At 61.0% G+C, this 18,275-nt stretch carries 19 protein-coding genes and 1 pseudogene; 10 read left to right on the top strand and 10 right to left on the bottom strand.

The genetic code is table 11. The features are described from left to right. Positions 1–101 precede the first annotated feature (101 nt). A complete protein-coding gene (locus U5A67_RS13805; protein WP_321814715.1) occupies positions 102–2,819 on the top strand; it encodes an MGH1-like glycoside hydrolase domain-containing protein in 2,718 nt (905 codons plus the stop codon). A gap of 19 nt (positions 2,820–2,838) precedes the next feature. Here the strand turns inward: U5A67_RS13805 and U5A67_RS13800 are convergent, their stop codons facing one another. From U5A67_RS13800 to U5A67_RS13790, 3 genes and pseudogenes are all read right to left on the bottom strand, one after another. Continuing rightward, the gene (locus tag U5A67_RS13800) at positions 2,839–3,306 is read right to left on the bottom strand and encodes a YaiI/YqxD family protein (RefSeq protein WP_321814716.1); all 468 of its coding nucleotides are present in this window, start codon (positions 3,304–3,306) and stop codon (positions 2,839–2,841) included. Between the two features lie 105 nt (positions 3,307–3,411). Further along, positions 3,412–3,546 carry a hypothetical protein gene (locus U5A67_RS13795; protein WP_277397934.1) on the bottom strand — a complete coding sequence of 45 codons (135 nt, stop codon included), beginning with the start codon at positions 3,544–3,546 and terminating at the stop codon, positions 3,412–3,414. A 163-nt stretch (positions 3,547–3,709) separates the two neighbouring features. Continuing rightward, positions 3,710–3,907 (bottom strand): annotated as a pseudogene (locus tag U5A67_RS13790) (SDR family oxidoreductase); the annotation flags it as partial. Here U5A67_RS13790 and U5A67_RS13785 point away from each other — a divergent pair. The 7 genes from U5A67_RS13785 to U5A67_RS13755 all read left to right on the top strand — a co-directional run bounded on the left by U5A67_RS13785 (position 3,876) and on the right by U5A67_RS13755 (position 9,352). Next, positions 3,876–4,157: a helix-turn-helix domain-containing protein gene (locus U5A67_RS13785; protein ID WP_321814717.1), complete on the top strand. Its 282-nt coding sequence runs from the start codon at positions 3,876–3,878 to the stop codon at positions 4,155–4,157. The pseudogene U5A67_RS13790 and the gene U5A67_RS13785 overlap by 32 nt on opposite strands. 94 nt (positions 4,158–4,251) lie before the next feature. Beyond that, positions 4,252–4,812, top strand: a complete 561-nt coding sequence (locus tag U5A67_RS13780) for a hypothetical protein (protein ID WP_321814718.1) — start codon at positions 4,252–4,254, stop codon at positions 4,810–4,812. A 142-nt stretch (positions 4,813–4,954) separates the two neighbouring features. Beyond that, complete coding sequence (locus U5A67_RS13775) at positions 4,955–5,878, top strand: LysR family transcriptional regulator (protein ID WP_205985805.1); 924 nt, start codon at positions 4,955–4,957, stop codon at positions 5,876–5,878. Positions 5,879–5,899: 21 nt separating this feature from the next. Continuing rightward, a complete protein-coding gene (locus U5A67_RS13770) occupies positions 5,900–6,799 on the top strand; it encodes a LysR family transcriptional regulator (protein WP_321814719.1) in 900 nt (299 codons plus the stop codon). 139 nt (positions 6,800–6,938) lie between these two features. Next, entirely contained in the window at positions 6,939–7,235 is a 297-nt protein-coding gene (locus U5A67_RS13765; protein ID WP_321814720.1) for an antibiotic biosynthesis monooxygenase, read from the top strand. 40 nt (positions 7,236–7,275) lie between these two features. Next, a complete protein-coding gene (locus U5A67_RS13760; RefSeq protein WP_205985862.1) occupies positions 7,276–8,289 on the top strand; it encodes a zinc-binding alcohol dehydrogenase family protein in 1,014 nt (337 codons plus the stop codon). Between the two features lie 139 nt (positions 8,290–8,428). Then, positions 8,429–9,352: a LysR family transcriptional regulator gene (locus tag U5A67_RS13755; RefSeq protein WP_205985808.1), complete on the top strand. Its 924-nt coding sequence runs from the start codon at positions 8,429–8,431 to the stop codon at positions 9,350–9,352. Between the two features lie 73 nt (positions 9,353–9,425). Here the strand turns inward: U5A67_RS13755 and U5A67_RS13750 are convergent, their stop codons facing one another. Beyond that, entirely contained in the window at positions 9,426–9,824 is a 399-nt protein-coding gene (locus U5A67_RS13750) for a nuclear transport factor 2 family protein (protein ID WP_321814721.1), read from the bottom strand. 135 nt (positions 9,825–9,959) lie between these two features. Continuing rightward, on the bottom strand, positions 9,960–11,462 hold the full coding sequence (locus U5A67_RS13745; protein ID WP_321814722.1) for an oligopeptide:H+ symporter: 1,503 nt from the start codon (positions 11,460–11,462) through the stop codon (positions 9,960–9,962). 344 nt (positions 11,463–11,806) lie between these two features. Between U5A67_RS13745 and U5A67_RS13740 the strand changes: the two genes are divergently transcribed. Then, the gene (locus U5A67_RS13740) at positions 11,807–12,382 is read left to right on the top strand and encodes a helix-turn-helix domain-containing protein (protein ID WP_321814723.1); all 576 of its coding nucleotides are present in this window, start codon (positions 11,807–11,809) and stop codon (positions 12,380–12,382) included. A gap of 166 nt (positions 12,383–12,548) precedes the next feature. Here the strand turns inward: U5A67_RS13740 and U5A67_RS13735 are convergent, their stop codons facing one another. From U5A67_RS13735 to U5A67_RS13725, 3 genes are read right to left on the bottom strand one after another with little or no spacing between them, the layout of a single operon-like run. After that, entirely contained in the window at positions 12,549–13,715 is a 1,167-nt protein-coding gene (locus U5A67_RS13735) for a LysM peptidoglycan-binding domain-containing protein (RefSeq protein WP_321814724.1), read from the bottom strand. Between the two features lie 30 nt (positions 13,716–13,745). Further along, positions 13,746–14,768 carry a hypothetical protein gene (locus U5A67_RS13730; RefSeq protein ID WP_321814725.1) on the bottom strand — a complete coding sequence of 341 codons (1,023 nt, stop codon included), beginning with the start codon at positions 14,766–14,768 and terminating at the stop codon, positions 13,746–13,748. Beyond that, the gene (locus tag U5A67_RS13725; protein ID WP_205985814.1) at positions 14,761–15,429 is read right to left on the bottom strand and encodes a hypothetical protein; all 669 of its coding nucleotides are present in this window, start codon (positions 15,427–15,429) and stop codon (positions 14,761–14,763) included. The genes U5A67_RS13730 and U5A67_RS13725 overlap by 8 nt, the downstream gene beginning before the upstream one ends. 591 nt (positions 15,430–16,020) lie before the next feature. Between U5A67_RS13725 and U5A67_RS13720 the strand changes: the two genes are divergently transcribed. Further along, on the top strand, positions 16,021–17,118 hold the full coding sequence (locus U5A67_RS13720; protein WP_205985815.1) for an aromatic ring-hydroxylating oxygenase subunit alpha: 1,098 nt from the start codon (positions 16,021–16,023) through the stop codon (positions 17,116–17,118). Positions 17,119–17,124: 6 nt separating this feature from the next. Here U5A67_RS13720 and U5A67_RS13715 read toward each other — a convergent pair whose 3' ends face one another. Beyond that, positions 17,125–17,547, bottom strand: coding sequence for a DUF1801 domain-containing protein (locus U5A67_RS13715; RefSeq protein WP_205985816.1), 423 nt, complete (start codon positions 17,545–17,547; stop codon positions 17,125–17,127). 38 nt (positions 17,548–17,585) lie between these two features. After that, a complete protein-coding gene (locus U5A67_RS13710; RefSeq protein ID WP_321814970.1) occupies positions 17,586–18,176 on the bottom strand; it encodes a hypothetical protein in 591 nt (196 codons plus the stop codon). Between the last annotated feature and the right edge of the window lie 99 nt (positions 18,177–18,275).

Here is an 18,275-nt window from a genome sequence, read left to right as displayed (position 1 = left end):
GCGCGTTGCGTGCCGAACAGCAAACCGCGCTAGCATGAGGCTCCCGGCGCGCCTGCGTGCCGCCGCCGTCCCGCCCGCCCGGACGGCCAGCCAACAAGAGGATGCCCATGCTGCAGCGCGCCGCCGGTCTGAACCTCACCACCGAAGGTCAACGCCTGTATTCGAGCGATTACGCACGCTGGCAGCGCTGGGGACCGTATCTGAGCGAGCGGCAATGGGGCACGGTGCGTGAAGACTATAGCGAGCACGGTACTGCATGGGATGACTTCCCGCACGATCACGCGCGCATGCGCGCGTATCGCTGGGGCGAGGACGGTCTCGCCGGCTTCGGTGACGATCGCCTTGGCTGGTGCATCGCGCTCGCGCTATGGAATGGCCGCGATCCTATTCTGAAAGAGCGGCTGTTCGGCCTCACGAATGCACAAGGCAATCACGGCGAGGACGTCAAGGAACTGTACTTTTATCTCGACGGCACGCCCACGCATTCTTATATGCGCATGCTCTACAAGTATCCGCAGGGTGCGTTTCCGTATCAGGATCTGATCGACGAAAACGCGCGGCGCAGCACCGCCGTGCCCGAATACGAGATTCTCGATACCGGTATATTCGACGACGATAATTACTTCGATGTGCAGATCGAATATGCGAAGCACACGCCGGAAGATGTCGTCATGCGTATCACGGTGGAGAATCGCGCTGGCCAGCACGCGGCCATCGATCTGCTGCCGCAGATCTGGGCGCGCAATACGTGGTCGTGGAAGGCGCAGGACGGCAAGCCTTCGCTCACGCTGGTTTCATCGGCGCAAGGCGAGCATGTGGTTGCGCGCGGCCCTAAACATGAACCGCTGATCGTGACAGCCGCGTCGAAAGAGGCCATGAATGTCGAATGGCTGTTCTGCGAAAACGACACCAATGTAAAGCGGCTTTTCGGCATGGATGGCACGGGGCCATTCAAGGATGGCTTCAACGATTACATCGTGCACGGCGAGGAAACTGCAATTCGCCACGACGCCGGAACGAAGGCCGCGGCACGCGTGCATCTCGAACTGGCCGCGCATGGGCGCGCTGTCGTCACGCTTCGCTGGCGGCCGTTTTCTACGCCGAAAGAAGATGTGCCGCTCGATATCGACGCGCTTTTCGCACACCGGATCGCCGAAGCGGACGCGTTTTACGCAGCGCTGCAGCACGACATCGAAAGCGCCGATGCGCGCCTCGTGCAGCGCCAGGCGCTCGCGGGCATGCTGTGGTCGAAGCAGTATTACGAATACGATGTGAACCGCTGGATCGAAGGCGATCCGCTGCAACCGACGCCGCCCGCGAGCCGTCAACGCGGGCGCAATTCGGACTGGCGGCATCTGTGTAACGGCGACATTCTTTCGATGCCGGACAAATGGGAATACCCGTGGTACGCGTCCTGGGATCTGGCGTTTCAGGCGGTGGCTTTCGCGCTGGTCGATCCCATGTTCGCGAAGAAGCAGATGTTGCTGCTGGTGAAGGACCGCTATCAGCATCCGAATGGTCAGCTTCCCGCCTACGAATGGGCGTTCGGCGATGCCAATCCCCCTGTGCATGCGTGGGCCGCGTGGCGCGTTTATGAAATCGACCGTTCAATGACGGGTCACGGAGACCGCGAATTTCTCGAACTCATTTTCCATAAACTGCTGCTGAACTTTACCTGGTGGGTGAACCGCAAGGACGCGGACGGCCACAATATTTTTCAGGGCGGTTTTCTCGGGCTCGATAACGTCGGCATTTTCGATCGCTCTTCGCCGCTGCCAACGGGCGGGCGGCTCGATCAGGCCGATGGAACCGCGTGGATGGCCGCGTATGCGCTGGACCTCATGCGCATTGCGCTCGAACTGGCGTTTGCGAATCACGTGTTTGTCGATATCGGCGTGAAATTCTTCGAGCACTTTCTGTATATCGCGGGTGCAGTCAGTTGCGACGATGGTTGCGATACGGGCCTGTGGGATAGCGTCGATGAATTCTTCTACGACAAATTGCGGCTGCCCGATGGCACGATCGAGCCGCTACGGATGCGTTCGATTGTCGGTCTGATTCCGTTGTTCGCCGTGCGCGTGCTGGAAGAACAGGTGCATGGCGGCCTGCCGGGATTGCGCGACCGGTTGATCTGGTTTCTCGATCATCGCCCCGATCTTGCGCGGCTCGTGTCACGCTGGAATCAGCCGGGCGAAGGCAATGCCTTGCTGCTCTCGCTCTTGCGCGGACATCGTATGAAAGCGCTTTTGAAGCGCGTGCTCGACGAAAGCGAGTTTTTATCGGCGCATGGCGTGCGTGCGCTGTCCCGTACGCATCTGGAAGAACCTTTTGTCTACCGATATAACGGCTGTAATTTCGGCGTGCAATATTTGCCGGCGGAATCCGATTCGCGCGTATTCGGCGGCAATTCAAACTGGCGGGGCCCGATCTGGATGCCGGTCAATTATCTGCTGATCGAATCGTTGTACGAATTCCACCGCTATTACGGCGACGAATTTCTCGTGGAATATCCAACAGGATCGGGCTCGAAACTGTCGCTCGCGCAGATCGCCGATGAACTGGCACGGCGTGTCACCACGCTATTTTTGCTGGACGACCGCAACGAGCGCCCGGTCATGGGCGCGTATCCGCAATTGCAGGCTGATCCGCGTTGCCGCGATCTGGTGCTGTTCCACGAATACTTTCATGGCGATAACGGGCGCGGCATTGGCGCCTCGCATCAGACGGGCTGGACGGGGCTCGTCGCGTTGATGCTGCAACCGCGTGCCATGAGCCCTTCGGGCAATGTGCCGCTCGCGGGTGAATTGAAAGAAGCCTGATTGAAAGGCTTATTCCGGTTTATTTCGACTTTCCGGGCGATGGGGCGTGACGCGCGAGAAACCGGTCGAGCTGGCTCGCGAAGGTGTTGCTGTCACGCGTGGAAAACGGCGCGGGGCCGCCCGTTTCGATACCCGTGCTGCGCAATTGTTCCATCACGTCGCGCATCGTCAGGCGTTCCTTGATCGTGTCGGGCGTGAACCAGTTGCCGCGCGGATCGAGTGCATGTCCGCCCTTGTCGAGCACCGCGGCCGCAAGCGGAATATCCGCGGTGATGACAAGGTCGCCTGCTTCGGCCAGTTCGACGATACGCGCGTCGGCGACGTCGAAACCGGCCGGTACCTGAATCGCCTTGATGAACGGCGAAGGCGGCGTGCGCAGGTATTGATTGGCAACTAGCGTCACGCAGACCTCGACGCGGCGCGCGGCCCGAAACAACATGTCTTTGATGACGGACGGGCAAGCGTCAGCGTCGACGAAAATCTGCACGAGAAAGTATCCGGAAAATTCAAACGAGGATCATATAGCAAAACGCTGCTGTGTCCGCCTCAAATTCCCGGACAGCGCAAGTGTGCGACAGTCGTCGATCGCAATTCAATGATGGCAGCGCGTTTCCCAATGATGATGCACCTTTACCTTATGGCAATTGTGGTGATCGTAGGCAAAAGCCGGTTGAATGGCGGCAAGCGAGACGAGCGTCGTGGCGGCAATCAGAAGCAGCTTTTTCATTGCAGATTCTCCCTATGGTCAGGCGGCCGGAAAGAAAGGGTGATAAGGCCGCGCAATGCCTGAGCAAATTGTTTGCCTGACCGACTGCTTACAGGGCTTACATTACCCTGCGCGGCGCGCTTTCATCAGTTGAAACGCGCCGCGTGCCACCAGGGCGATCAGATCAGATGTGAATACCGCCCGCGACTTCGAGGCGCTGGGAGTTGACCCAGCCGAATTCGTCGGACAGTAGACCGGCAATCACGGGGCCGACATCTTCGGGCAGTCCCACGCGACCCAGCGCGGTGTGATCCACTACCGCCTTATTGACTTGCGGGTTGTCGCGCACGATGCTGCCGCTGAAATCGGTGGCGATTGCGCCTTTAACGCCGCTGCAATATCAGAAGCAGTTGCGTTTGCTCGAAGCGCGGCGCCTGATGATTTCGTGTGCCGCGAACGTTGAGACCGCATCGTTCGAAGTGGGTTACGAAAGCGCATCGCAATTCAGCCGCGAATATGCACGCATGTTCGGCAATTCGCCCAAACGCGATGCCACGGCCATGCATCAGGCGCTGCAACAGAATCGCAACGCCTCGCACATAAAGATGGAAGAACAAGATGTAAACGTTTGAAATAAATAGAACCAAACGTTGCTCTCAAGAAAGCATAGGCAACAGCCGTTGTACGGGTGCTGTCGATGTAAATTCAAACAAAAAGAGAGTCAACTTGAAAACTATAAATCTGTATTGGGCCGCACTGACAACAACGATCGCGCTAACCGGGTGTGTTACCGATCCTCAAGGCAATCTGGTTCTTGCTCCGAATGTTGGCGCGACGATTTCCGCAGTATTGACGCCGCCGCCGCCGGAACCCGTCGAAGTCTACGAACCCATGCCGTATGACGCGAATGTCGCGGTCGTGGCCGATCGCGACGTGGTGTTTGTCGGCGGCACCACCTATATCTGGGTCACGGGACCGGACGGAATCCGTCATCGCCAGTTCTATGCACATGGCGATCATCGCGCCGATGTGTTCCATCGACGTGACGAACTGCACAACGTCATGGCGCGTCATGACGGCCGCCTGCCCGATCATGCTGTGCGCCCCGCCGGAAATATGGCCGATCACATGGGCGGGCCGTCGCGAGGTGGAGCAGGCGAGTCGCATTCCGTTGCGCGCGCAACCGGTCCGCAACCGGCCGCAATGGCGTCGCACGGTCCTGGCCCGTCGCAGCCGCATCCTGCTGCGCAACAGCACGCTTCGGAAAAGGAAAAGAAGAAAAGCTGATCGATGAATCGCGCGTCCCTGTGTTGCTACAGGGACGCGTTCGAGCGCGACGAGCCAAACGTTTGCCTCATGAAACACGCCATCGCCGATCGCGGTAACATGCCGATGCCGTGCGGCAAACTGAAACTCATCATCACGGACTATGGACAATCTCGGTGACATCCGGCTTTTCGTCGAAGCGGCCAGTCAGGGCAGTCTTTCGGCGGCGGGCAGAAAGCTTGGGCTGTCGCCTGCTGCGGCCAGCGCGCGGCTTGTGAAGCTCGAAGGCACGTTGAGCACGCAACTCTTCGAGCGATCCACACGCCGGTTGCGCCTGACCGACGAAGGCCGCGTGTATCTCGCGCACTGCCAGCATGCGCTGCAAACCCTCGAAGACGCGCGGGCTGCGTTGCAGGCGGGACGCGCAACGGTGAGCGGCACGCTGCGTGTTTCGGCGACATCGGATTTCGGGCGCTCGGTACTGCGTCACTGGCTCGACGAATTCAACGCGCAGCATCCGCAGGTCACGCTTACGCTGGTGTTGTCCGATTCGCTTTCGCATCTGCTGCAGGACGATATCGACATGGCGATCCGCTTTGGTGTGCCGTCGGACAGCGGCATGGTTGCCAAACGTCTGGCCGACAATCGCCGCGCGCTGTGCGCATCGCCCGACTATCTGGCGGCTCACGCCATGCCGCGCCATCCCGACGAACTCGATCAACTCGATTTCATTCTGCTCGGCTCGGCAGCGGGCCTCGCGAATAACTGGCGTTTCATTCGTGACGGCGAAACCGCGTCGTTTACCGCGCAGCCCGAACGCGCACGCCAGACCAATGATGGCGCGCTCGCGCGCGAATGGGCGATCGAAGGGCGCGGTGTGGTGATGAAATCGATCTGGGATATCGGCGCGGATTTGCAGGCGGGGCGTCTGAAACTGCTGCTGCCGCAGTGGCGCTGTCCCGATGTACCGGTGAACGCGCTGTTCCAGCGCACGCCGTATATGGCGCCGCGCGTGCGCACGCTGCTCGATTTTCTCGAAGATAAATTCGCTCAGGCATCCGAAGTATTGAAACCCTATCTGGTCTGACGGCTACAGTAGCGCACCTTCATGATCCGACTCGAAGACCTGGTGATTTTCGTATCCACCGCGGCCAACGGCAGTCTGTCTGCCGCTGCGCGCCAGCTCGATCTCACGCCCGCCGTAGCCAGCGCCGGGCTCAAGCGGCTGGAAGCCGAACTCGGCGTGCGGCTGCTGGCGCGCTCGACCCGCAGCCTGCGCCTGACCGCCGATGGCGAGCGCTACCTCGAATTCGCGCGCAACGCCATCGAGCAACTGGAAGCCGGGCAGAACGCCGTCGCGCACGGGCGCAAGATGATCGGCGGCACGGTGTCGCTTTCGATGCCTTCGGATCTCGGGCGCAACGTGCTGGTCGAATGGCTCGACGCGTTTCAGGCGCTGCATCCGGCGGTGTCGTTGCAGGTGCATATCGGCGACCAGATCGCGGATATGTTTCGCGCGCCCATTGGTCTGGCAATCCGCTATGGCGTGCCCGAGGATTCGAGTCTCGTGGCGCTGCCGCTCGTGCCCGGCAACCGCCGCGTGCTATGCGCGACGCCCGACTATTTCGCACGCCACGGCAAGCCGGAAACGCCTGCGGATCTGTCGCGCCACAACTGCCTGCGTTTCGCCTTGAGCGAGACGCTGCACGACCGCTGGACCTTCTTCAGCGAAGGCGAGCCGATTGTCGTGAGCGTGCACGGCAATCGTAGTTGCGACGATGGCGAACTCGTGCGCAAATGGGCGCTGGCGGGTTTGGGCCTCGCCTATAAATCGCACCTGGACGTGCTCGCCGATCTCAAGGCCGGCCGCCTTGAAGCCGCGATGCCGGCCTTCGAAACCGAACACGCACCGCTTCATCTCGTCTGTGCGCACCGCGCGATGCTTTCGCCCACGGTCAGCGCGCTACGCGACTTTCTCCAGCAGCGTTTCGCGGCCTATCTGGCTTGAGCGCGGGACCGCCGGTTTCCTCAGCCGGCATTTTCAATTCTGCTTTGAAACTGATTGCGCGCGTGCCCTCTGGGTTACCCGCGCGATTTCGCCCATCATTCCTCCCATGACGAATCGCGAACGCAACGGGAGGTGCAACGTGGTGATTGCCATCGCGCGTTTTCATTTGCGGCCCGAGCGGGCAGCGGCGTTCGATGCCGTGTGGCAGCGCGCCAGCCTGCTGCTTGCGAACAAGGATGGTTATCGCGGGCACCGTCTCGGTCCGCAATGCGAAGACAGCGCATGCTACGTGCTGGAAATCGAGTGGGACAGTCTGGATGCGCAAAGCGCCTTCATGGCGCACGCCGATTTCCAGCCCTTTCTGCGCATGCTCTGGCCGCATTTCGCCGCCGACCCCGAACTGATTCATTTCGAACCGATGCCGCAGGTTCGCTGATTTGTCTTTGCCTCTAACCGTCCGCAACTGGAGAAACATGATGAAAGCGATTGGCTACCACCGCAGCTTGCCGATTACCGATCCTGAATCGCTGATCGATTTCGAACTGCCCGATCCGACGCCGGGCGCGCACGATCTGCTGGTCGAGGTGCGTGCGGTCTCGGTCAATCCAGTGGACACGAAAGTGCGTATGCGCATGGCGCCCGAAGACGCTCAGCCGAAGGTGCTGGGCTGGGACGCGAGCGGCGTGGTACGCGCCGTTGGTGCGAACGTGACGCTTTTCAAGCCGGGCGATCGGGTCTGGTACGCGGGTTCGCTGGTGCGTCCCGGCACCAACAGCGAACTGCATGTGGTGGATGAACGCATCGTTGGCCATATGCCTGAGAAGCTCGATTTCGCGCAGGCGGCGGCGCTGCCGCTGACCACCATCACGGCCTGGGAACTGCTGTTCGACCGGCTGGGCGTCGAAGCATCGCGCGAGCCGAACGGCCAGGCCTTGCTGGTGATTGGCGCCGCGGGCGGCGTGGGTTCGATCCTCGTGCAACTGGCGCGGCAATTGACCGGCCTCACGGTGATCGGCACGGCTTCGCGTCCTGAAACGGCGCAGTGGATCACGGATCTGGGCGCGCATCATGTGATCGACCATACGAAGCCGCTTTCGCAGGAACTCAAGCGTATCGGCATCGAGGGCGTGGAAGCCATTGCGAGCCTGAACCAGACCGATCGCCATTTCGACGAGATCGTTGCGTCGATCAAACCGCAAGGCCGTCTCGCGCTGATCGACGATCCCGAGGTATTCGACTTCCGCAAGCTCAAGTCGAAGAGCGTATCGCTGCACTGGGAGTTTATGTTCACGCGCTCGATGTTCGGCACGGCGGACCAGATTCGCCAGCACGAACTGCTCGATCGCGCCGCCCAACTGATCGACGAAGGCGTGTTGCGCACGACGCTCAACGAACGCTTCGGCACGATCAACGCGGCGAATCTGCGTCGCGCGCATGAACTGATCGAAACCAACCGCGCGCGCGGCAAGATCGTGCTCGAAGGTTTCTGAGCGGCTTTAAATTGCCTCAGGGCGTGTCGAAGCCGTCTGCACGCCGGGATATACTTCGCTTCGTGAACAGGCACGGCCAGCCGCGCGTGCCGGCATTCCTATCCCTCATACGAAGCAACGTTTATTCCGGCGGTGATTCATGGACCTCGTCCAAAGCATGCGGGTCTTCATACGTGTCGTGGACGCGGGCAATTTCACGGCCGCGGCCAATACGCTCAACACGACCACGGCCTATACCTCGCGCGCGGTATCCGAACTCGAAGCGCATCTGCAGACGCGCTTGTTCAACCGCACCACCCGCAAGATCACGCTGACCGAAGCGGGCGAGCGTTTTCTCGCGCGCAGCCGCCATATTCTCGACGATCTCGAACAGGCCGAATCCGAAGCGCGCAATGCAACGGTGGTGCCTTCCGGGCGCCTGCGCATTCATTCGATGAGTGGTTTCGGCACGCGCTATGTGGTGCCGCTCATCTCGCGCTATATGGAGCAGCAGCCGCTGGTCGAAGTCGATCTCACGCTGCATCAGCGCATGCCCGATCTGCTCGAAGAGAGCCTCGATGTCTCTATCGTGCTTGCACAGTCGCTCAAGGAATCGAACTATATTTCGCGCTCGCTCGGCAGTTTCTATAGCGTGATGTGCGCGTCGCCGGGTTATCTCGCGCGTCATGGCGCGCCACAATCGCTTGCCGATCTCGACCAGCATGCGTGCCTGAAACTCGTGATGCCGTCGGGGGAATCGGAATCATGGGTGTTCGAAAACGACGCGGGGCAGGCGACGTTCTCGCCGCAGAAATTGCCGTTCGCGGTGAACCTGCCTGAAGCGCTGGCCGAGGCGCTCGCTTGCGGTATGGGTGTGGGCGTATTGCCGGCTTCGACCTTCGTGCGCGAATTCATGGCCGGGCGTCTCGCGCGCGTGTTACCCGAGTATCGGCTGGATGTGCGCAACATCTACGCGATCTATCCTTCGCGCAAATACCTGGACGCGAAGGTGCGCACGTGGATCGAGTTTGCGGGCGAGCATCTGCCGCCGTTGCTGGCAAGCGATAACGCGGTCATCGCTTGAATGCGGCTTGAATGCTGTGCGCGCATCAATCGCCGATTGATGTCGATTAATTGCGCGCACAACCACTTTGCTGTTATGCCCCGTCCTCGTGCAGACGCGGCGTACCCATCTTGAACCAGGCCTTTGCGATCTTGCCGTCGAGAATTTCATAGATGGCGAGCACATCGATTTCGCCCACACCTTCGGGGAAATCGCGCGTCACGCGTTCCTGATCGACAACCATATTGCCCACCACACCGCGATGCACCAGATGCCCGTGCAGATGCGGTTCTTCGAAGCGGGCGAGATGGCGCGCGCGAATCTCCGGCGCGCCGCTGGCCAGCAGTCGCGAGGGGAATTCGTAGTATTGGGCGTCGTCGGCCCAGCAGGCCATGAAGGCGTCGATATCGCGCGCGTTATAGGCGTCGAGTTGCCGTTTGACGGGCAGGGCGATATCGGCGGAAAGGGTGTCGCTGGCGATCGTCTCGGTCATCGCGGATTTCCTCATATGAAAACGCGTTGCCGATTCTAGCCTGCGCAAAGGCGGGATGTGAGCGGAATCGATGCGCTCGCAACGATTCCGCTCAAGAGACGCGCGACGTGTATGCCACGCGCCTCCTTTGCAACATTACTTTGTTGCGAGTTCGCCTTCAGCGACGTTCTGTTCGGCTTGCTGCTGGTGCGCGCGCGAGAGGCGGCCCATCAGCGGCAGCAGCAGGATCGCGAGCAGCGCGCCTGCCGCGGCGAGCCAGCCCAGACCGTCGAACAGCCGCGTGTACAGCGGCAGCGATTCGAGCGGCGAGAGATTGCCTTCCGGCATCTTCGCGAACGTGGCGACCACGCTGCCCAGGTATTGCGACACGCCCGTGGCCACGAAATACGCGCCCATCATGAAGCCGCTCATGCGAGCCGGCACGTAGCGCGCGATCATCGCGAGGCCCAGGCCGCTCACCAGCAGCTCGCCCAGCGAGTAGAGGCCATAACCCGCCACCATGAACCACGACGACACGCGGCCATCGACAGCGTAACGGGCGCTCAGCGCATAGACGAAGAAGCCCGCCGATACCACCACGAAACCGAGCGCATACTTGGCTGCGACCGGCACATCGCCGCCACGGCTCGCGAGACGCGAATAGAGCGTCGCGAGAATCGGGCTCATGAGCATGATCCAGATCGGATTGAGCGCCTGGAACTGCGCCGCGCTCCAGCTAAACAGCGTCGTGCCGAACAGGCGGAACGCCGGATCGACGTTATGCACCGCGAACAGCGTGAGCGACGTCGACATCTGCTGATAAAACACGAAGAACAGGATCACCTGCAGCACGAGAATCAGCGCGGCCACGAGGCCCGCACGCTCCTGGCGTTCGCAGGTCATCAGCATCCAGCCGAAGATCGCGAGAATCGCCACGCCCGCCGTGTACACGCAGGTGACGGCCAGCTTCTTGTCCTGCAGCACGAACATGGTCGCCGCGCCCAGCACGAGACCGCCGGCAAGTACCCACGCGAGACGGCGCCACTGGATCGGTTCCGCATCGGGAATCGAGCCGATCTGCGCCAGCGTGCGCTGCATCAGGAAGAAGTTGGCGATACCGAGCAGCATGCCGCCGCAGCAGACCGCGAAAGCCGCATGCCAGCCCCAGTGATCCTTGATCCACGGCGTGAGCAGCATCGACACCGTCGAGCCGATATTGACCGCCATGTAATAGATCGTGAACGCCGCGTCGATACGCGATTCGTCCCCTTCATAGATGCGGCGCACGAGATTGGCCGCATTCGACTTGAACAGACCGTTGCCGACCACGATCACGCCGAGCGACGCATACATATGGCCGAGGCGATCGTTGGGCATCGCGAGCATGAAATAGCCCGCGAACAGAATGGCCGCGCCCAGCACCATCGAGCGGCGCGAACCCAGCACGCGATCGCCGATCCAGCCCCCAATCGAAGGCGACGCGTACACGAGGGCGGCAAACGCGCCCCACGTGAGCGTGGCGTGCTCTTCGCTGAAACCCAGTCGTTCGACCATGAAAAGGACGAGCAGCGCCGCCATGCCGTAGTAGCCAAAGCGCTCCCACATCTCGATCAGAAAGACCGTCGAGAACGATCGCGTCCGTGAAACTGTTGAATTCATTGTGACCTCAATTTGCTGCGAATTTACTGCGATAGTGGCAATTGCACGCGGATGGCGTGCGAAGCGGGCCCAGGCATGCGCCGGGAGGTGGGCCGCTGGCAAGGACGGCGCTTATGGCGCCAGGTGATGTCATATCTCCTCCTCCTGGGTGGGACTGCGGATCGCGCAGGCACCCGGTTTACAATTTCGTGTTTTTCTTCAAATCCATCACAGTGACGGCGCGGATTTCGCTGACGCACTGTTTTGGTGCCGGTTCATATAAGTGAAATTCCGGAAGGACGCAAGGGTATCAAACGAGATTTACTTATATCAAACTTTTTTTGGCGATAATTTACGTTCCTGATATGGTTTCTACAAGTGGGAAGCAGGACCCGATGGCGTTGGCGCTCGGCGAAAAGATCCGTGCGCTGCGTCAGCGGCTCAGTCAGACGCTGGATCAGACGGCTAGGGCAGCCGGTATTTCCAAGCCGTTTCTATCGCAGGTCGAACGCGGTCTGGCTTCGCCGTCGCTGACTTCGCTATCGGGTATTGCGCGGGCGTTGGGGGTGACGATGCAGTACTTCATCGAAACGCCATCGGAGGAACGTTCGGTCAAACGCGGCGATCAGCTCGAGTTTTTCGGCTTCGCGGATTCAGCGAATCTGTTCGCGCGCCTCACGAATACCGCAGGCGGTCGTCAGCTCGAATCGATCCTCGTGCGTCTGCCCGTCGGCAAGAAACGTTCGGAAGTGACCACGCACGCAGGCGAAGAGTTTCTCTATGTGCTGGACGGCGAGGTGTCGCTGGAACTGGAAGGCAAGGCCCTTGTGCTGCAGGCGGGAGACTCGGCACATTATCAGTCCACGGTGCCGCATGGCTGGAGCAACAACGGTAGCAAGGAAGCGGTGCTCGTCTGGGTTGGGACGCCGCGTCTGTTCTAGGCAGGGAAGTGCCAGGCAAGTCGAAATAACTGGTGCTTCCTTGAAAATATTGATAAGGATGGCGAAGTGAATGCGCGGGCGTGGCAGCCGGCGCGAGCCATAGAAAACGGGGCAATGCGCATCGTCTGCGCATTGCCCCGTTTGCCTTGATAAAGGTGCTTTTGCTTTAACGCACCGGAATCACCAGTTGTTCGCCGACCAGAATCAGATTCGGATTCGGCAGGTTATTGCGGCGCTGGATATCGCGGTAACGCGAGCCCGTGCCCAGTTGCGCGGCGGCGATGGTGTTGAGCGTATCGCCGCGCTTGACGGCGTAGGTATGCTCACCGTGGCTGGCGGCGATCACATCGGCCTGATTGCTGCGGAAATACTTGCGCAGCAGATCCAGATACGCGGGCGATTGCTTGACGCGCCCAATCGCACTGTTCAGATACACCAGCAGATTCTGGTCGTTCGCACGCACGCCAATCTTGTAGCTGATCGACGAGCCATCGAGCTTGGTCTGCGCGAACTTGAGATCGCTGCCTTTGATCGATTCGACGGCGAACGGGTAGTCGTAGATAAACGCATCGACCTGATGGCCGTCGACGGCCTTGGTGATGAACTGATCGTCGGCGTCATTGACCTCCACGAACTGCGTGTTTGGATATTGGCGCGTCACGAAGGCCTTCACATCGGGATCGCCCTGCAGAATGCCCACGGTTTTGCCCGCAAGATCCGCCGTCGAGTGAATCGCCGAATTCTTCTGCACGATCAGCGCATAGCCGAAATCGTCGAGATAAGGATTCGTGTAGAGCACGCCGGCGGGCGTATTGTCGGGGAAGGTCAGACCGTCCATGGCGATATCGACAGCGGGCACGCCGTTATCCGATGCCAGCAGTTGACGCGGCACGTCCTTGTAGGCGCTGACTTCGTGATGCGTATCGATGGTGACCGGGCCGTTCGCATTGAATTCGGGCTGACCGAACAGCAGCTTCGCGAACTCGTAGTTGAAGCCGTGCGGCGTGCCGTTGGTCTCGCCGTAGATCGGCTCGCTGGGGTTCTCCACGGAAATGCGTACGACGTGGTTTTGCAGGATCTGCTGCCGCGTGTCCGCGTTGGGCGTGAAGCTGGCCGGGATCGGTTGCGGGGCGGGCTGCTGCGCTGTTTGCGGCGTTGCGGGCAAGGAAGGCGTGGAAGTCGTGTTATTGCCGACGTCGAGCGCCGCGGCCGGCTGCTGCGCATCGCCATGTTTGCCGATGAGGCCGTGCTGCCAGGCATAGTACGCGCCGTAGACGATCGCGACACTTGCGACGAGGCCGAGGAAGCGCTTCGCACCGGTGGTCAACTGCATGAGTAAACTCCTTGGTTTTTTGTAGCGGGCTTAGTTTTTGTAACGCGTATAGTCGATCGGGCCGGGCGCCGGCGGCTGCGATTGACCTGCCGATGCCGACGATCCATGTGCGGGATCGGTCAGACGCGCGGCCGGCGTGAAGTCGATCTGCCGGCTGTTGAGGTCGGCGAGCAGTTGCAGGCCGCGTTCGGTATCGACATCGTCGCGAATCTGCACGGCGTCGATCACTTTCACGCTGTCCTGCACATAGGCGCGCATTTCGCCCATCTTCGCGGCGCTGTCGTCGTTGATGTAATCGACCAGCATGTCGCGCAATTCATTGACCGTCGTGGTACGGCTGAATGCGCGCCGGAACCCGCGCCACGCTTCCGTCATCGAATTCACGGCCTCGTATTCCTTGACCTTGAGGCGAATCTTGAATTCGGCTTCGTCGTGCATGCGCCGGAATGCGGTTTCGGCGTCCACGAGATTGTTGTAGGTCGCATTCAGTTCGTCGTAGACCTTGCCGGTGCGCTGGATCGCGGCATCGAGTTGACCGATGCGCCGCGCGTGCGAATTGATCTCTTCCTGCGGACGATGTTTGCGCGCCATCGCCATGGCTTCGCGCTTGAGCTGCTCCTGTTCTTCCTTGAAATCGTCGATGGTCTTGCGCACGGCTTCCACGCGCCCGCCGCCTTTCACCCGGGCGTCCGAAGCTTCGTCGATCATCTTGTTGATCTCTTTGGAGAGAATGCGCTCCGTGGCGGCCGGATCGTATTTGATGATCGAATAGGTCAGCCCTTTCATCAGAAGCTGATAGGCGAGCCACAAACGGCTGCGCAGCGTGGAATCGAACACGAGCACGTAGACCAGACCCACGGCAATCGCGCCGAAGAAAACCGCAGCGGCCGTGTTTTCCATCAGCCGCGCGATATACGGCATGACCTTGCCCGCGCCCCACACCAGGCCGCCGAGCGCCGCGACCCCCACCACCATGCCCACGCCGCCTTCTTTCGTGTCCCAGAACGAGCGCACGCGCTTCTTGATCTCGGACTTCACCAGGTCGTTAGCCATGTGCCGATTCTCCAAGATAGCCCTGAAGCTTCTTCACGATGCCGTCATATTTCTGCACGAGCGTCGAGCGCACCGACTCGAAATCGATCTTCGCCTTCGCGAGCCCCGCCGTCTTGCTGGTGATGGACTTGCTGACTTCGTCCTTCTGCGCGTTCTTCTCCGCAAGCTCGCGCGCCAGCGCGCCGATTTCGTCGTTCAGACGCGTTTCCTGTTCGCGCAGCGAGGCAATCTCCGCTTCCGAACGCGTAACGTAAGCCGCCGCGAAATTCTGCTGCTCTTTGGCGAGCACATCGGCATGCGAATTGACTGCGCCGAGCAGCGAGTCGAGATTGGTCTTTACGCCGAGCAGGGCCGCGCGATAGCGCTGCTGTTCGTCCGGCACGGCGGCCGCGATCGACTGGCTCATTTCGGCGAAGGCGCGATAGGGCGCGTAGGCCGGATTGTCCTGAATGAGGGTATCGATGCGCTTTTCAAGGTCGGTGACATCGATTCCGCTTGACGCACCGGCTTGCCCTTGCTGCGCGGATTGAGCATCCTGAGCCGCGCCTGATGCAGCGGCTGACGAATCGCTTTCGGTCTCTGCCGTGGCGGATGCGGATGAAGCGGATTCATCCACGATCACCAGATTCACCACTTTCCTGAGACCTTCTGGAATTTTCATTCAGTCCTCTCTGGGTGTTTGCTGACGACACAACGACTATTGCGCGCTCATTGTGCGCTGCCCACAACGAAAATCAAGAGGCGCTTGAGGGGTTGAGCGTACGCTCTATGCACGCAGCATCATCTTGAAAATATGCTTGATAGATGGATAAAAACGTCATGTGACAGCCACGAAGAACGCAGCATTTTTTGAATCGATAAAAATAATCGGGAATCCGAAGTATGTGGATGCGAAGGCATCGACATTGAACGTTCATCGATTGAGTCTTGCGGAGGTTCGTCCGCGCGCCGCTTGTCGACCGAAAAAGTCTGCCGATTCGTCCCGGCGCCGGTTACGGGTATCTACCAAGCTGCGAACCCGGCGAAGCCGCCGGGCAACGCGCTACGATAGCTCTCGCGACACGAACAAAACGCCCCGCGGCGGCTGGCATCATGCGCGGGCACTTATATTGCTACTCAGAAAGATTTGCGGTGCCCAGAACCGTCAGCGAAGGCCATGGCATTCCCGTACCATGGCAAGGATGCGCGGTGGCCCAAAAGGCCTGCGCGCTCATCGGCGGCTGGTGCCCGGTTCTGCAAGGAGACATCACGCATGCGTGCAATGCCTTATCTAGACGGCTCCACAAGCGAAGCCCCGGTGCGCGATCTTCGCCGCGTACCCATTCACCCCGATCATTGGTATCCGCTCGCCTGGTCGCGCGAACTCAAGGCGGGCAAGACGCTGGGCGTGCATTTCGCGGGCGATCCGATCGTGCTGTATCGCACCGCGTCCGGCAAGGTGTTCGCGCTGGAAGACCGCTGCGCGCACCGCCAGGTGCCGCTGCACAAGGGCGTGGTCGATGGCGAGTCGCTGCGCTGCGGCTACCACGGCTGGACCTACGACTGCTCGGGTCAGTGCGTGGATGTGCCGTATCTCGGCCGCGAGCGCCTGCCCAACGGCGTGCGCGCCTACCCGTGCGAGGAAGCGCACGGCATGATCTTCGTGTTTCCGGGCGACGCCACGCTGGCCGCCGAACGGCCGGTTCCGGCGTTGGCCTCGGCGGAAGACAAGGCCTACAAGACGCGCCGCTTCGGCCGCGAAGTCAAGTGTCACTACTCGTTCATGCACGAGAACCTGATGGACATGAACCATCAGTTCCTGCATCGCCGCCAGATGGGCCAGATGCGCGCGCGCTCGCTGGGCCGCCGACGCGGCGAAGGCTGGATCGAGGTGGACTACACCTTTTCGCGCATGGAGGGCAAGCAGCCTGCGGGCGAGGCGCTGGTGTTCGGCGGCAGCAAGAAGCGTTCGGACCCGGCCGATCAGAGCGTGATGACCATCCGCACCGAATACCCGTTCCAGACGCTGCAGATCCATTCGAGCGACGGCACGCGCGTGATGGACCTCTGGATCAACTATGTGCCGCTGGACGCGGAACAGCGCACCAACCGCACCTTCGGCATGCTGTCGATCCGCCGGCCTTCGGTGCCGTTCATGCTCGATATCGCGTGGCCGGTGCTGGTGTGGTTCACCGAGCGCATCTTCGCGGAAGACCGCACCATCGTCGAGCTCGAACAGGCCGCGCACGACAAGCAGGGCGCCGACTGGAACCACGAAGTCTTTCCCGTCATCAACGAGTTGCGCGAGCTGCTGCGCACCTGCGGCGCGCGCGAAGTCATTCCGATCCGCGAAGTGCCTAACCTGGTCTGATGCGGTTCAGGCGTCCGCTTTCCGTGCGGTTTTAGCGGCGGGCGCCTTCTTTGCCTGCTTTTCCGCTTTCCTGAGCTGGTTGAATTCGATGGCCGCGCGGATCAGCGCCTTGAGCGCCCGCGCGTTTACCTTGTCGCCCTCGAAGAAGTCGATCGCGCGCCGCGCGTTGCCCTCCAGTCCCGCGTTGAAAAGACCGTCCGGGTCGGGCAGACTCGCGCCGTACTGGAAGGTCAGCTTGACCTTGCCCTTATGCGCATTCGCCACGGCAATGATGCCGTCGCATTCCCAGACCGGGCTGCCCATCCACTTCCATTCCTCGACGATAGCCTTGTCAGCCGCGAGGATGGTCTTGCGAACGTTGGCAAACGTTTCTGCGCGCCAGTCAGGAATGCCGGCGATCAGGGCGTCGATCTGTTCGGAAGGCGTCATGGTGTCTCCTCGCGTGTAAAAACTACAAGGCCTGCGGCTTAGCGAATCGCGCGCGCTGCGGCCCACATATCCTGCGTGCCGATGCTCGCGTGCCACGCCTCGAATTGCGTGCGCCATTGCTCGAACGGCTCGGTGAGCGGATGGCGCGGATCGCCGCTCAGCGAATACGCCATTCCTTCGATCAGCCATTTCGGCCGCGTGGCGACCGCGAGATTGCCGAGCACTTCGGCCTGGCGGTAATGAATCAGTTCGTGCGCGAGATAGAAAGACTTCCAGCCGCGCGGCGCGACGATCACGCCGAAGTCGCCCACGGTCTGCGCGGCCTGTGCGCCCAGGCCGAAGGCGTGCGCGCAGGCTGGCGTCGAGCAGAACACGACGCGGGGCGCATCGCGAAACGGCCCGACTGCGTCGCGCGCTTTCGCATAGCCGTCGTGATAGAGCGCGCGGGCGGCGTCGAACTTCGCGGCATCGTCGGTGCAGAGCGTGTCCTTGATGCAGATGACGCCGGGCACCAGCGTCGGCACGACGACCCGCAGCGGTTTGACCAGCGCGAAGGCCGTGACCGGCGCGGCAACGAGCACGGCGGTCACAGCAACGAGGGCGATGCACAACAGACGCTTGAAAGTCATGGCGAGCAGCGGCGAGTCCACGGTGCGGGCAAGCTTAGCATTGCCGCGCTGAAAGACTGCGTGCGCTGCTCCCGTGCGCCGCTCAGTGCGCCTTCGTGC

Source organism: Paraburkholderia sp. J69-1 (assembly GCF_905220255.1).
GTDB lineage: Bacteria > Pseudomonadota > Gammaproteobacteria > Burkholderiales > Burkholderiaceae > Paraburkholderia.
This window is presented reverse-complemented; position numbering and strand designations above follow the sequence as displayed.